13 protein-coding genes are annotated in these 13,140 nt (G+C 62.8%); 4 read left to right on the forward strand and 9 right to left on the reverse strand.

Translation table 11 applies throughout. The annotated features are described in order from the left end of the window. Positions 1-48 precede the first annotated feature (48 nt). Positions 49-1,053, forward strand: coding sequence for a Bug family tripartite tricarboxylate transporter substrate binding protein (locus tag AB7951_RS15690; protein ID WP_120290184.1), 1,005 nt, complete (start codon positions 49-51; stop codon positions 1,051-1,053). A gap of 73 nt (positions 1,054-1,126) precedes the next feature. On the opposite strand, the gene AB7951_RS15695 is transcribed toward AB7951_RS15690, so the two are convergent. From AB7951_RS15695 to AB7951_RS15715, 5 genes are all read right to left on the reverse strand, one after another. Next, positions 1,127-1,369: a DUF2171 domain-containing protein gene (locus AB7951_RS15695; RefSeq protein ID WP_089264607.1), complete on the reverse strand. Its 243-nt coding sequence runs from the start codon at positions 1,367-1,369 to the stop codon at positions 1,127-1,129. 50 nt (positions 1,370-1,419) lie between these two features. Next, entirely contained in the window at positions 1,420-1,827 is a 408-nt protein-coding gene (locus AB7951_RS15700; RefSeq protein WP_120290186.1) for a hypothetical protein, read from the reverse strand. 21 nt (positions 1,828-1,848) lie between these two features. Next, positions 1,849-2,004, reverse strand: a complete 156-nt coding sequence (locus AB7951_RS15705) for a hypothetical protein (RefSeq protein ID WP_184516099.1) — start codon at positions 2,002-2,004, stop codon at positions 1,849-1,851. Positions 2,005-2,092: 88 nt separating this feature from the next. Beyond that, positions 2,093-2,923 carry an arylamine N-acetyltransferase family protein gene (locus AB7951_RS15710; protein ID WP_120290381.1) on the reverse strand — a complete coding sequence of 277 codons (831 nt, stop codon included), beginning with the start codon at positions 2,921-2,923 and terminating at the stop codon, positions 2,093-2,095. Between the two features lie 1,152 nt (positions 2,924-4,075). Beyond that, positions 4,076-4,876: a MaoC/PaaZ C-terminal domain-containing protein gene (locus AB7951_RS15715; protein ID WP_120290190.1), complete on the reverse strand. Its 801-nt coding sequence runs from the start codon at positions 4,874-4,876 to the stop codon at positions 4,076-4,078. Between the two features lie 158 nt (positions 4,877-5,034). Between AB7951_RS15715 and AB7951_RS15720 the strand changes: the two genes are divergently transcribed. The 3 genes from AB7951_RS15720 to AB7951_RS15730 all read left to right on the forward strand — a co-directional run bounded on the left by AB7951_RS15720 (position 5,035) and on the right by AB7951_RS15730 (position 8,531). Next, positions 5,035-5,517: a YaiI/YqxD family protein gene (locus tag AB7951_RS15720; RefSeq protein ID WP_089267282.1), complete on the forward strand. Its 483-nt coding sequence runs from the start codon at positions 5,035-5,037 to the stop codon at positions 5,515-5,517. Positions 5,518-5,526: 9 nt separating this feature from the next. After that, the gene (locus tag AB7951_RS15725; protein ID WP_120290193.1) at positions 5,527-7,338 is read left to right on the forward strand and encodes an ATP-binding cassette domain-containing protein; all 1,812 of its coding nucleotides are present in this window, start codon (positions 5,527-5,529) and stop codon (positions 7,336-7,338) included. 113 nt (positions 7,339-7,451) lie between these two features. Beyond that, positions 7,452-8,531: a D-TA family PLP-dependent enzyme gene (locus tag AB7951_RS15730; protein WP_120290195.1), complete on the forward strand. Its 1,080-nt coding sequence runs from the start codon at positions 7,452-7,454 to the stop codon at positions 8,529-8,531. Between the two features lie 107 nt (positions 8,532-8,638). Here AB7951_RS15730 and AB7951_RS15735 read toward each other — a convergent pair whose 3' ends face one another. From AB7951_RS15735 to AB7951_RS15750, 4 genes are all read right to left on the reverse strand, one after another. Beyond that, complete coding sequence (locus tag AB7951_RS15735) at positions 8,639-9,871, reverse strand: TIGR03862 family flavoprotein (protein ID WP_120290197.1); 1,233 nt, start codon at positions 9,869-9,871, stop codon at positions 8,639-8,641. A gap of 27 nt (positions 9,872-9,898) precedes the next feature. Continuing rightward, the gene (locus tag AB7951_RS15740; RefSeq protein WP_120290200.1) at positions 9,899-10,816 is read right to left on the reverse strand and encodes an SDR family NAD(P)-dependent oxidoreductase; all 918 of its coding nucleotides are present in this window, start codon (positions 10,814-10,816) and stop codon (positions 9,899-9,901) included. 12 nt (positions 10,817-10,828) lie between these two features. Then, a complete protein-coding gene (locus tag AB7951_RS15745; RefSeq protein ID WP_089267278.1) occupies positions 10,829-11,290 on the reverse strand; it encodes a MaoC family dehydratase in 462 nt (153 codons plus the stop codon). 106 nt (positions 11,291-11,396) lie between these two features. Next, positions 11,397-13,139: an AMP-binding protein gene (locus AB7951_RS15750; protein WP_120290202.1), complete on the reverse strand. Its 1,743-nt coding sequence runs from the start codon at positions 13,137-13,139 to the stop codon at positions 11,397-11,399. Between the last annotated feature and the right edge of the window lies 1 nt (position 13,140).

The raw sequence follows: 13,140 nt of genomic DNA on the forward strand, positions 1-13,140 counted from the left end.
ATTTCAGCAAGATCAAAAACCAAAACGACACCATCGAGGGAAGAAGCTATGACCAATCTGGTTACCCGTCGCCGTGTACTCACCGGTGCGGCCGCGATCACCAGCGCCGCGATCCTGCCGCGCGCCAGCCTCGGCGCCGGCGAATGGAAGCCCACCGAAACCGTCCGCGTCATCGTGCCCGCCGCAGCCGGCGGCTCCACCGACGTGATGGGCCGCATGCTGGCTGCGCATCTGCAGCCGGTCTGGGGCCAGTCGGTCGTCGTCGAAAACCGCTCGGGCGGCGGTGGCACCATCGGCACCGCCGAAGTCGCGCGCCTCAAGGGCGATGGCCACACCATCCTGGTTGGCAATCCCGGCCCCAACGCCATCGCCTACAGCATCTTCAAGAACCTGACCTACAAGAGCGATCAGTTGCAGGCGGTCTCCAACATGATCAAGATTCCGAACATCGTCTGCGCGCATCCGAGCGTGCCTATCAAGACGATCCCGGAACTGATCGCCTATATCAAAGCCAATCCGGACAAGCTGAACTATGGCTCGTCGGGCGTCGGCCAGAGCCCGCATCTCACCGGCGCGTGGTGGCTGCAGCTCACCGGATTGAAGATGCAGCACGTGCCGTTCCGCGGTGCGGGCCCTGCGCTGCAGGCCGCGCTCGCCGGCGACATCCAGATCCTGTTCGACAATCTCTATCCGTCACTGCCCCAGGTGCTCGACGGCAAGCTCACCGGCCTCGCCGTCACCACGCAGCAGCGCAATGCCCAGTGCCCGAACGTTCCGGCGATGCGCGAGACCGCGCCCGAGCTGGAGAAGTTCGACGTCGCGTCGTGGTTCGGCGTGTTCTATCCGAAGAGCACACCGACCGAAGCCGTGACCTCGCTCAATGAGCAGATCAAGGTTCTGCTCGGCACGGATGCGACCAAGAAGACCATCGCAGCCATGGGCGCCGTGTCGGACTACGGCACCCCTCAGCAATTCCAGACCTTCGTCGAGGCCGAGACGGCCAAGTTCAAGACCATCATCGACAAGGAAGGCCTGCAGATGGAGGTGAAGTGAGGCGCGCCTCACCTCGCTCCATCTAAGTGATCTGAACGAAAACCCCGCGGCTCACACCGCGGGTTTTTCCGTCTTACTTCTCTTCTTCCATGGCAAAGGCGACGTCGCCATTGGCCGAGAGCCGCACCTTGTCACCCTCAACCTCGGCGACCAGACCGCCATCGATAAAGTGATGGTGACCCTTGTGGCTGCCCTCGCCGCTATCCTTCTTGGTCAGCTTGATGCGGTTGCCCTCGACCTTGTCGACCGTTCCGACATGGACGCCGTCGGCGCCGATGACTTCCATATGTTCTTTGATCTTGCTGAGCGCGCTCATGTCGTATCCTCTGATGTGGGAAATACTGAACGTGCGGCTGGGCAATAGGTTCAATTCGGGCCGCGGCCGGCCGATAGATAAGCAACAGACACGTCATCGACCGTCGTTTCGTTCCGAAAAACCCGATCGGTCTTCGGAAGATCGACTTCGAGCGCTCTTTCTCCGACCCACCGGATCGCCAGCGCGTGCTGTCCGCCGATAGACAGAAACGACGGATAACGCCTCGGCGAGAAACTCTGCCCCTTAGGCACCAGACTGACCTGCGTGTTGAACGGCGTTGTTGCACCGCATTCGCGCTCGAAAATCACGGCAGTCCTAGTCGCATCCGGGGACGGCACCGCGCGCTTGATCGTCGTGGCGCAAGCAATTCCGGAATATTCAAGAATGTCATCACGAAAGAAAGCTCCGCCGACAACCAGCGCTGCAATGACGGCGACGGGAGCGATCCACTTTCTCACTGTTGTGCGGCTCGCCCGATCCTACCCACCCTTGTTCATCTTCTTGATCTTGGCGTCCTGCGCCTCGATCGCCAGTGTCAATTCCATGATGGCCTTGGACAAAAGCTCGGTGGCCTCCTTCTGGTCCTGCGACTTGGCGGCGCGCAGCGCGTAGTTCTTGGCGGATGACAGCGACATTTGACGGTCCTCGTGATGATCCCGAGGGCGAATTAGCCGAAGGCGTCATTCGCTGCAATCGGGTCCAAATGGAGAGATTACGCAGCAGTCAACGGCGCCCTGCGTTTGCGATGATGACCGCGAAAATCTCGTCGGCGGATGCCGGCGGCGTGACGCCGAAGGTCTCGTCGAGAACCTGCTGCAACTCCGCAGCGCTGCCGAGCACGCGTTCAGACACCGGTTCGCCGTCACGTCCCTCGGTCGTCAGGTGGCGATTGACCAGTTTATGACGCCGGCCGTTGCTGACGCGCTCCATCACCAGCGTCGAGGTGAAGGGCACGAAGGGACTGGTCGATGTGTACCAGTTGCCGAGCTCGTAATCCGACGGCAATTGCGGCGCGAGGTCAAACACATACATCGTCCGCCAGCCGTCCGCCCGCTTCGCGCTCAGCGACAACAGGCCATCTGCTTCGATCAGCCGATAGGTCCCCATCGCCGTTTGCTGCTCGGTCCCCGCGAGGAGCCGCAGGGGTGCATCGAGTACGCAGGCGCCAAAGCCGGTATCGGCGAGATAGGGTCCGTCCGGAAGATCGACCTTCAGGAGCATGTGCGTCCTGGGGCCAAGCGGACTGTCCGGCGGCGCATTCCAACGCACCCGGGCGCCGAGGCCAGTGACCTTGAAGCCGATCGTCTCGAGCGCGGCCCGCAGCATCGCGTTCAGCTCATAGCAATAGCCACCACGTCGGCCATCGATGAGTTTCTGCTGCAATGACGCCATGTCCAACTTGACCGGCAGATGGAGAAACGGATTGAGACCCTCGAAAGGCAGCGCATTGATGTGAGCGACATGAATGGCCGTCAGTGTCGCCAGATCCGGCGCAACCGATCCGTCAAAGCCGATCCGCGCGAGATAGCGATCCAGCCGAAAAACATCCGTCATCATTTCTGCCTCTTCATCATCTCGCCACTGACATAGCCCATCCGACGGCAGCGGGCGACAACGTACCGCCCAAGCTCGTCATTCCCCGGCAAACCAATTGGTTTGCCTGAGGGCGTGCGTCGCCGGCGAAGCCGGCATAGCGCGAGCCTCGATCCACACTCGTCATTCCGGGGCGCACGAAAGCGGCGGAGCCGCTGTAGTGCGAACCCGGAATCTCGATGTGTTTGGCACGATCGAAGACTCCCATGTCGGGATTCCGGGCTCGGTCCCGTCGCCTCCGGCGCCGCTCCCGCCCCGGAATGACAGTGTGGGGCGCTAAGACGGGCCCTAAACATTTTTTCCTATCTCTCGTTGACAGCATCCCTATCAGGTTTATATTCTCCTCCGTCCTGCCCCACCGAGAGGGGCGATCGCGATCGTCACGTTCGCGGGGCAGGATGCGGTGGACGCCGGAGATGCGGCGTCACGCGGTTCATGGGTGACGTCTGTCTTCGGGCAGGACGGATCTGCGCCAGCACTGCCACTGGCAAGGAGACGGCCGACCTTCGGATGGACAGATCCCTGGACAGTGTGACGGACGACCAAATCGAAACGCGTTCGGCCAAGTGCTTTGCGGCTACCCTGTCCCTCCGCCCTGGGACATTAATTTTGGTGATGGGACCGTTCGCCATGGCAGATGTGCAGGCAACCGAAAAAACACCGCAGGCGGAACGCTGGGCACTTGCTCGGCGCCTCCGAAAGTCCTGATGCACTCTACCCTGCGGAAGACCGCATCGCATCAGGCCCAAGGGTGCAACGGGCACCCGGCGTTCCGCACGCCCTCTCACAGGGGGCGGGAATGCAAGCAACGACGGCGCCCCCGCGCCATAAACAACAGGGGTGATGACGCATGTCTGACGAGCAGTGGCTGTTTGACATTCACATCCGCAACGACGCACAGGCGTCAGAGGCATCCCTCCCTCAAGCAGCGAAGCGCAGTGGGGAGGGTCGGCCGATAGGCCGGGGTGGGGTCTCTCCCCACGTGAGAGCGGCGCCTGTTGCGCGACCCCACCCGTCACGTCGCTCGCAAGTGCTCGCAACGCGCCACCCTCCCCACTGCGCGGCTTCGCCGCTCGGGGGCGGGAAAAGGAAGAGCGCCGCTACTCTAAAACATCAAGCCGCCACGACCTCGCGCGGCTGGGTGATCGCGATATGCTGGCAGTACGCCACGGGTGTCGTGCCATTGGCCACGATGATCGCATCGAGCTCGACGAACCGATGCCCCTTCTTCTCGTAATTGGCGGTCACCTTCGCCCGCGCGATCAGTTCATCATCGGTATTCGCGGTCGCCAACAACTGCATCCTGCTGCCAACGTGAATCCACGGCCCGAGCAGCGCATTGTCCACCAGCACCTTGTTCATGATCCGCTGCAGCACGCCGGGATGCACGATGCCCTCGCGCAAATACCGATCGTCGGCCTCGCGCACCTCACCCAGATATTCGGCAAGTCCATCCTCCGGCCAGACCCGCGGCGCGGTGCCGAGCCACTTGTCCAGCGCGTAGGATTCGGCATTGACCGGCAGCCGCTTCGACACAGCCGCCGTATCCGGGAATTCATCCAGCGATGGCACCACCGGGAAGGCCGTCAGCGATGCGGTCCCGGCCGCACGAATCTCGCCGCCGCCCTCAACGCTCAGCGCGAGCTCCTCGCCGGCTTCCTCGGCGATCACCTCGACCGTCTCGCCGTCATAGACCGGCTTGGTGAAACGGGCCTCGATCAGGCCACGCTCCAAAAAGTCCCGTCCCCAGTGCTGCACCGGCGGATGGATCATATAGGCAAGCACGTCGACGCCAGGCACCAATCCACCGCTGAAACCGAATTTCCGGGCGACAGAATCGTCATGCATCTTGTTTTCGGACTGTTTGGCGGTGTTAAACGCCTCAACACGGTACGGTTCGAGCCGTTTGGTCATGATTCCTCCCGAAAACTGCGCGAAATTGAGTGTTCGCCTTGGCAGGAGATGATACCCGTCACCATGTTCGAGGCAAGGCAACGGGCGGGGAACTGTCCCGCGTCAGCGCCACATCGCCCACCCGCAAATGACTGCCTTTTCGTGGAACTTGTGCTCCCTTGACCACACGCATCTATATCGACGCCGACGCATGCCCGGTCAAAGACGAGATTTACCGCGTCGCCGCCCGCTTCAGCCTGCCCGTCAGCGTGGTCGCCGGAAACTTCATCCGGGTGCCTGACGATCCCCTGATCGAGCGGATTGCCGCAGGTTCGGGCATGGATGCGGCCGACGACTGGATTGCGGAACGCGCCCAGAAGGGCGATATCGTGATCACGGCAGACGTTCCGCTGGCCAGCCGCTGCGTCAAGGCGGGCGCCGCGGTAATTGCCCCCAACGGCAAGCCGTTCACAGAACAATCCATCGGGATGACGCTCGCGGTACGCAACCTGATGACCGATTTGCGGTCGTCAGGCGAAGTCACCGGTGGTCCCAAATCATTCGCGCCGCGCGACCGCTCGGCGTTCCTGTCGGCCTTGGATCAAACCATCCGCCGCATCCAGCGCGACCCGGCCTTTGCGCCCGCGCCGAAACAAAGTTGAACTGACCTTATGGCTCCTCCGCTTATCCAGCTGAAAGACATCTTCCTGACCTTCGGCGGCACGCCGCTGCTCAACGGCGTCGAACTCTCGGTGTCGCAGGGCGAGCGCGTCTGCCTGATCGGCCGCAACGGCTCCGGCAAGTCGACGCTCCTCAAGATCGTGGCGGGGATCGTTGAAAACGACAAAGGCAGCCGCTTCGTGCAGCCCGGTGCCACCGTCCAGTATCTGCCGCAGGAGCCGGACTTCTCCGGCTACGCGACGACGCTCGCTTATGTCGAGGCCGGCATGGGCGACGGCCACAACATCTATCAGGCGCAGTATCTGCTCGAACAGCTCGGCCTCACCGGCCACGAGGATCCGAACAACCTCTCTGGCGGTGAAGCGCGCCGCACGGCGCTCGCCCGCGTGCTGGCGCCCGAGCCGGATATCCTGTTGCTCGACGAGCCCACCAACCATCTCGATCTCACGACGATCGAATGGCTGGAGGGCGAACTGGCCAGCCGGCGCTGCGCGCTGGTGCTGATCAGCCATGACCGTCGCTTCCTCAGCAACCTCTCACGTGCCACCGCCTGGCTCGATCGCGGCCAGATCCGCCAGATCGATCGCGGCTTCTCGGCCTTCGAACAGTGGCGTGATGACGTGCTCGCGGAAGAAGAGCGCGACCAGCACAAGCTCGACCGCAAGATCGTCAATGAAGAACATTGGCTGCGTCACGGCGTCTCCGGCCGCCGCAAGCGCAACGTCAAGCGCCTCGCCGGCCTGCATGAACTGCGCGCACAGCGCCAGGACTATCGCGGCGCCGCGGGCAACGCGACGCTCGCCGCCGCCGAGGCCGAGAAGTCGGGCAAGCTGATTTTCGAGGCCAAGAACATCTGCCGCACCTATGGCGACCGCAAGATCGTCGACGACTTCTCGATCCGCGTGCAGCGTGGCGATCGCATCGGTGTGGTCGGTCCGAACGGTGCGGGCAAGACCACGATGATCAACATGCTCACCGGCACCGAGCCGCCGGATTCAGGCACCATCCGTTTCGGTGCCAATATCGAAATGGCGACGCTGGACCAGCATCGCGAAAGCCTCAACCCGAAGACCACGCTGGCGGAGGCCCTCACCGGCGGCCGCGGCGACCACGTGATGGTCAACGGCCAGCCCAAGCATGTGGTCAGCTACATGAAGGACTTCCTGTTCTCGCAGGAGCAGATGCGCACGCCCCTCGAAGTGCTCTCCGGCGGTGAACGCGGCCGCTTGATGCTGGCGCGGGCGCTGGCCAAGCCATCGAATGTGCTGGTGCTGGACGAACCGACCAACGACCTCGATCTCGAAACCCTCGACGTGCTCGAGGAAATGCTCGGTGATTACGAAGGCACCGTGATCCTGATCAGCCATGACCGCGACTTCCTCGATCGCGTCGTCACCTCGGTGATCGTGCCGGAAGGCAACGGCAAGTGGATGGAATATGCCGGCGGCTATACCGACATGCTGGCGCAGCGCGGCGCCGACCTGAAGCGCGAGGCGAAGACCGAAGCCGTGGCTGCCAAGAGCAACGGCAGCAAGTCGGACTCGTCGAAGCCCGCCGGCAAGCGCAAGCTGAACTTCAAGGACAAGCACGCGCTGGAAACCCTGCCGAAGGCGATGGACGATCTGCGCTCCGAAATCGCCAAGCAGCAGCGCCATCTCGACGATCCCAACCTCTACAAGAAGGATCGCAAGAAGTTCGATACCGCAACCGCGGCGCTCTCAAAGGCGCAGAAGGAATTGCAGGACTCGGAAGAGCAATGGCTGGAGCTGGAGATGCTCCGCGAAGAAATCGAGAACGCTTAACTGTCAGTCGTCATTGCGAGCGAAGCGAAGCAATCCAGAGGCAACAAGCGAAGACTGGATTGCTTCGTCGCTTCGCTCCTCGCAATGACGGTGGAAATGCCGGAGACGACACAATGACCACCACACTCGCCGCCAAAATCTCCCGCGACTACGGCACACCTGCCCTCGTCATCGACATGGACCGCGTCGAGCGCAATATCGCGCGCATCCAGAAGGTCTGCGACGATGCCGGCATTGCCAACCGGCCGCATATCAAGACGCATAAGAGCCCGGTGATCGCGAAGATGCAGATCGAGGCTGGCGCCAAGGGCATCACCTGCCAGAAGCTTGGTGAGGCCGAGATCATGGCCGATGCCGGGATCGACGACATCCTGATCAGCTACAACCTGCTCGGCGACGAGAAGATGGCGCGGCTCGGCGCGCTGCAGGCCAAGGCGAACGTCACCGTGGCCGCTGACAATTCGGTCGTCATCGGCGACCTGCCGAAAGCCGCTGCGCTCTCCGGCCGCAACCTCAACGTCGTGGTCGAATGCGACACCGGCCGCAAGCGCGCCGGCGTCGAGACGCCCGCCGAGGCGATTGCACTAGCCCAGGAGATAGCCGCCTCGAAGGGCCTGACCTTCGCCGGCTTCATGCTGTACCCAACCGAGACCGGCTGGCCCGACGCACAGAAATTCTACGACGAAGCGCTGGCCGGCGTTCGCGCACTCGGTCTGGAGCCCACGATCGTCTCGACCGGCGGCACGCCAAACCTCAGGAATGTCGGTTCGCTGAAGGGCGCCACCGAACATCGCTTCGGCACCTATATCTACAACGACCGCATGCAGGTCGCCGCCGGCTCCGCGACCTGGGACGACTGCGCGCTTAACGTCTACTCGACAGTTGTGAGCCGCGCCGGCCCGGAACGCGGCATCCTCGATGCCGGCTCGAAGACGCTGACGCCGGACACCGGCGGCCTCGACGGCTACGGCCTGATCCTCGAACATCCCGAAGCCAAGATCGCGCGCTTCGCCGAGGAACACGGCTTCCTCGATCTCGGCCGCAGCAACACCCGTCCCAATGTCGGCGATGTCGTCCGCATCGTGCCGAACCACGTCTGCGTTGTCGTCAACATGTTCGACGAAGTGGTGATGGTGCGCGGTGACGAGATCATCGGCACGCTCCCGGTGGCCGCACGTGGGAAGCTGCGCTGACGGCGCAATCGTAGGATGGGTAGAGCGCAGGCGCGTAGCGCCGTAGCGAAACCCATCAATGCTGCGTATGTGGAAGTGATGGGTTTCGCGAAGACGCTCTACCCATCCTACGGCCTGAGATATTTCAAAACGCCCTCGCCCGCTGCAGCTCCTGTCGCAAAGGACGCCTGCAGTAGGTAACCGCCGGTCGGCGCTTCCCAATCGAGCATCTCGCCGGCGACGAATGTGCCCGGCATACGCTTCAGCATGAAGGCGTCATCGATCTCATCGAACGAGACGCCACCCGCCGTCGAAATAGCACGCGCGATCGGCGCGACGCCATTGAGCGTCACCGGCACGGCGTTGATCAAGGCAGCCAACTTCTCCGGCGGCAATGACGCCAGTTGAATGCCCTCCGGGACAGCGACTTCCTGCAGCAGCCCAATGGCCACCGGCGACAGATGGATCGCCTTGCGCAGGAAATTGGAGAACGACTGCTTGCCACGCGATGCTGCCAGCTTCGTGGTCAGCTCCTTCGCATCGAGGTCCGGTCTAAGAGCAACGCGCAGCGTCGCCTTGCCATCCGCGATGACCGCTTCGCGCAACAGAGACGACAGCGCATAGATGCCACCGCCTTCGATACCGCCACGCGTGACCATCGCCTCGCCGCGCACGCTGTGTGCACCGAACGACAGCGCAACAGCCTTCAGCGGCTGACCTTCGAAACGGTCCTTGAATATCTCCGACCACGCGACCGTAAAACCGGAATTCGCCGGACGCAGCGGCGCGATGCTCACGCCCTTCGCAGCCAACACACCGGCCCATGCGCCGTCCGAGCCGAGCCGAGGCCAGCTTGCACCGCCGAGCGCAAGAACCGCGCTCTTGCAGGCGATCGCCCGCGAGCCGTCCGGCGTTTGGAATATCAAACGCCCATCGCCGTCCCATCCTGTCCAGCGGTGACGAAAGGCAAACCGCACGCCACTCTCGTCCAGCCGCCGCAGCCACGCGCGCAGTAATGGCGATGCCTTGAAGGCCTGCGGAAACACCCGGCCGCTGGAGCCGACAAAGGTCGGCTGCCCCAGCGCCTCGCTCCAGTCGCGTAAAGCGGCCGGCGTGAAAGCCGAGACGGACGGAGCAAGCCGCGCTTCCGCTGCGCCGTAGCGCTTGAGGAATTCCGGCAGCGGCTCACTATGAGTGAGATTGAGTCCGCCGCGTCCGGCCATCAGAAACTTGCGACCAGCCGATGGCATCGCGTCATAGACCGTGACGGCAGCACCGCCACGGCTCAGCACTTCGGCCGCCATCAGCCCCGCAGGACCCGCGCCGATCACCGCAACTTGGTTCTTCACAGGCTCAGTCACGGTCTCACGCAGTGGCGAAGCCGCCGATCAGGCCTTCACGCCCAAGCGAATGGCAGCCTGCTCGACATACTTCTGGGTCTGATGGAAAGCGCCTTCCAGCGCCTTGGCCTTCGACATATCACTAATGTCAGCGAAATGCGCGGCAATCGTATCCGGGCTCCAGTCAGCTTCGGCGAAATTGACACCTTCGCTTTCGAGAATCTTGATGACCGCGAAGGAGCCTGCGCCGGCGCCCATGATGGTCTTGGTCGGTGCATTCTCGCTCAGGAGATACTCGACCGCCGGCGTGATCGCTTCCGGCTTCATCAACTGCAGCGCCTGCGCTGGCAACAGTTCCTCGGTCATCCGCGTGGCGGCCGTCGGTGACACGATGTTGACGCGGATGTCCGTCTTGCGGCCTTCCTCGGCGAGCACATTCATCAGGCCGACCATGCCGGTTTTGGCTGCACCGTAATTGGCCTGACCGAAATTGCCGTACAGACCGGACGACGAGGTGGTGAGCACGATACGCCCATAGTTGCGCGCGCGCATACCTTCCCAAACGGCCTTGCAGCAATAGAAAGTGCCGGTGAGATGCACGTCGAGCACCTTAGCGAAGTCGGCGAGCTCCATCTTTGCGAACGACTTGTCGCGGAGAATGCCGGCATTGGCGCACATCAGGTCGACGCTGCCCCACTCCTTGGTGGCCTTCTCGACCATCGCCTTGACCTGCTCGAAATTGGAGACATCAGCGCCATCGGCCATCGCCGTGCCGCCGGCTGCGCGGATTTCCTCGACCACGGTTTCCGCCGCCGTCAGCGAACCGCCGGTGCCGTCGCGCGCGCCGCCGAAATCGTTGACGACGACCTTGGCGCCGAGCTTCGCAAGGCCCAGCGCATGGGCGCGGCCCAGTCCATTGCCGGCGCCGGTAACGACGGCGACGCGGCCGTCAAATCGAATGGTCATGTGGCATACTCCTCAATTGAAATAGACAAGGCCGAGCCAGTCGGCGACCAATGCCGGCTTGTCCTCGCCTTCGATCTCGACACTCACAGCGGTGCGTGTGAACAATTCTTTCGGCTTCCGCAACGTCGCCTCGGTCAGCGTGAAGCGGCCGCGGATGCGCGATCCTGCTTTGACCGGCGACACGAAGCGCACTTTGTCGGTACCGTAATTGACTCCCATGGCGACATCGGCGAGTTGCGGCAGCGCCTCATAGGAAAACACCGACAGCATCGACATGGTCAGGAAGCCATGAGCGATCGTCGTGCCGAATGGCGTTTCGCGCGCACGCGCGGGATCGACATGGATGAACTGAAAATCCTCCGTCGCCGCGGCGAACGCATCGATGCGCTTCTGGTCCATGACATGCCAGGGCGACACGCCGACTTCCTTGCCTACCATGGCGATATAGGCATCACGTTCAATCATCGCGCTCATTCAGTCTCAGTCCTCAAAATCCAGTTGCGTTGCGGGCGCAGATTCCACAGCGCACGCCTTGACGCCAAGCGAAATTGTGCGCTGCAGCCATGCAAAGCACGACAAATTACCGCTCACCCTCTTGCGATCCTGCCGCGCGGAGTGCCTGCAATTCGGAGAAATCCTCTTCGCGAAACTCGACGCCGCGCAAGGGATCGCTGCGATCGTCGGCCTGTTCGAGCCGACGCAGATGGACCCTGCGAATCTTGCCCGAAATCGTCTTCGGCAGCTCGGTCACGAACTCGATCCGGCGAATGCGTTTGAACGGCGCCAGACGCACATGCAGATGCTGATAGATCGACAGCGCAGTTGCCTTGGACGGCGCAATATCGCCAATCAGCAACACATAGGCCTTGGGGATGGCGAGCCGGATCGGATCGGGACTCGGCACGATGGCGGCCTCAGCCACGGCATCGTGTTCGAGCAGGATACTCTCCAGCTCGAACGGGCTGATGCGATAGTCCGAGGATTTGAACACATCGTCGGAGCGACCGACGAAAGTGAGATAGCCATCGTCATCGGCAAATACGACGTCGCCGCTGCGATAGATCTCACCGCTTGCACCGCTGACACTACCGTCTTCGGCCTGATAACCCTGCATCAATCCTGCCGGGCGATCGGCGCCGAGCACGAGACTGACCTCGCCCTCCTTCGCCGGATTGCCATCGGCATCGACAACGCGAACCTTCCAGCCCGGCAGCGGACGGCCCATCGAGCCGACCTTGACGGTCTGGCCCGGCGAATTGCCGGCGAGCGCGGTGGTCTCGGTCTGGCCGTAGCCGTCGCGAATGGTGAGGCCCCAGGCCGCCTTGACCTGATCGATCACTTCCGGATTGAGCGGCTCACCGGCGCCACAGACTTCGCGCAGCGCGACCTTGAAGGTGGCAAGCTTCTCCTGAATGAAGAGCCGCCACACTGTCGGCGGTGCGCACAGTGTCGTCACGCCGCAGCGGCCAATGGTGGCAAGCAGGCCCTTGGCGTCGAAACGCGGCTGATTGACCACGAACACCGTTGCGCCGGCATTCCATGGCGCAAAGAAGCAGCTCCAGGCATGCTTGGCCCAGCCCGGCGAGGAAATGTTCAAATGCACGTCGCCGGGCTGTAGCCCGATCCAGAACATGGTGGACAGCCCACCGACTGGATAGCTGCGCTGGCTGTGCCGCACGAGCTTCGGCTTCGCCGTGGTGCCCGAGGTGAAATAGAGCAGCATCGGATCGTCAGCCCTGGTCGGGCCATCCGGCGTGAATGTGTCAGGGAATTCGGCTGAGGTCTCGAAAGCCAGCCAGCCGTCGTGAGACGATCCGGCGTTGACGACGATCTGCCCGATGCCTTCGGTCTTCAGGCTGCCGAACTTGGCGACCTGATCCTCTGCCGCCACAACAAGCTTGGCGCGCCCACGGTCGAGCCGGTCCTGCAATTCATCCGAGGTCAGCAGCGTCGTTGCAGGAATGATGACGACGCCCAGCTTGATCGCCGCCAGCATGGTCTCCCACAGCGGCACCACATTGCCGAGCAGCAGCAACAGATGATCGCCGCGCCGCAGCCCCTGCGCGCGCAGGAAATTGGCAACCTGATTGGAGCGGCGTGACAGCACCTCGAATGACAGCTTCGTCTCGCGGCTGGCGGCCGCATCGACGATCCAGAGCGCGGTCCGGTCCTTGCTGACGGGATCATGGGCGAGTTCGGCATCGAACCAGTCGAGCGCCCAGTTGAAGTCGACCGGATCGGGCCAGCGAAAGCCGGCAACGGCGGTGGCGTAGTCGGTGCGGTGTTCGAGGAGGAAGGCGCGGGCCTGCTTGAACGTGGTCATG

The organism is Tardiphaga sp. 285_C5_N1_2, from assembly GCF_052076065.1.
Taxonomy (GTDB): Bacteria; Pseudomonadota; Alphaproteobacteria; order Rhizobiales; family Xanthobacteraceae; genus Tardiphaga; species Tardiphaga robiniae.

What these genes read in the sequence shown, in the direction of transcription:
- AB7951_RS15750 (WP_120290202.1), bottom strand. Translation starts at nt 13,139, where the DNA reads ATGACCACGTTCAAGCAGGCCCGCGCCTTCCTCCTCGAACACCGCACC.
- AB7951_RS15730 (WP_120290195.1), top strand. Translation starts at nt 7,452, where the DNA reads ATGACCACCACACTCGCCGCCAAAATCTCCCGCGACTACGGCACACCT.
- AB7951_RS15710 (WP_120290381.1), bottom strand. Translation starts at nt 2,923, where the DNA reads ATGACGGATGTTTTTCGGCTGGATCGCTATCTCGCGCGGATCGGCTTT.
- AB7951_RS15740 (WP_120290200.1), bottom strand. Translation starts at nt 10,816, where the DNA reads ATGACCATTCGATTTGACGGCCGCGTCGCCGTCGTTACCGGCGCCGGC.
- AB7951_RS15690 (WP_120290184.1), top strand. Translation starts at nt 49, where the DNA reads ATGACCAATCTGGTTACCCGTCGCCGTGTACTCACCGGTGCGGCCGCG.
- AB7951_RS15745 (WP_089267278.1), bottom strand. Translation starts at nt 11,290, where the DNA reads ATGAGCGCGATGATTGAACGTGATGCCTATATCGCCATGGTAGGCAAG.
- AB7951_RS15715 (WP_120290190.1), bottom strand. Translation starts at nt 4,876, where the DNA reads ATGACCAAACGGCTCGAACCGTACCGTGTTGAGGCGTTTAACACCGCC.
- AB7951_RS15725 (WP_120290193.1), top strand. Translation starts at nt 5,527, where the DNA reads ATGGCTCCTCCGCTTATCCAGCTGAAAGACATCTTCCTGACCTTCGGC.
- AB7951_RS15705 (WP_184516099.1), bottom strand. Translation starts at nt 2,004, where the DNA reads ATGTCGCTGTCATCCGCCAAGAACTACGCGCTGCGCGCCGCCAAGTCG.
- AB7951_RS15695 (WP_089264607.1), bottom strand. Translation starts at nt 1,369, where the DNA reads ATGAGCGCGCTCAGCAAGATCAAAGAACATATGGAAGTCATCGGCGCC.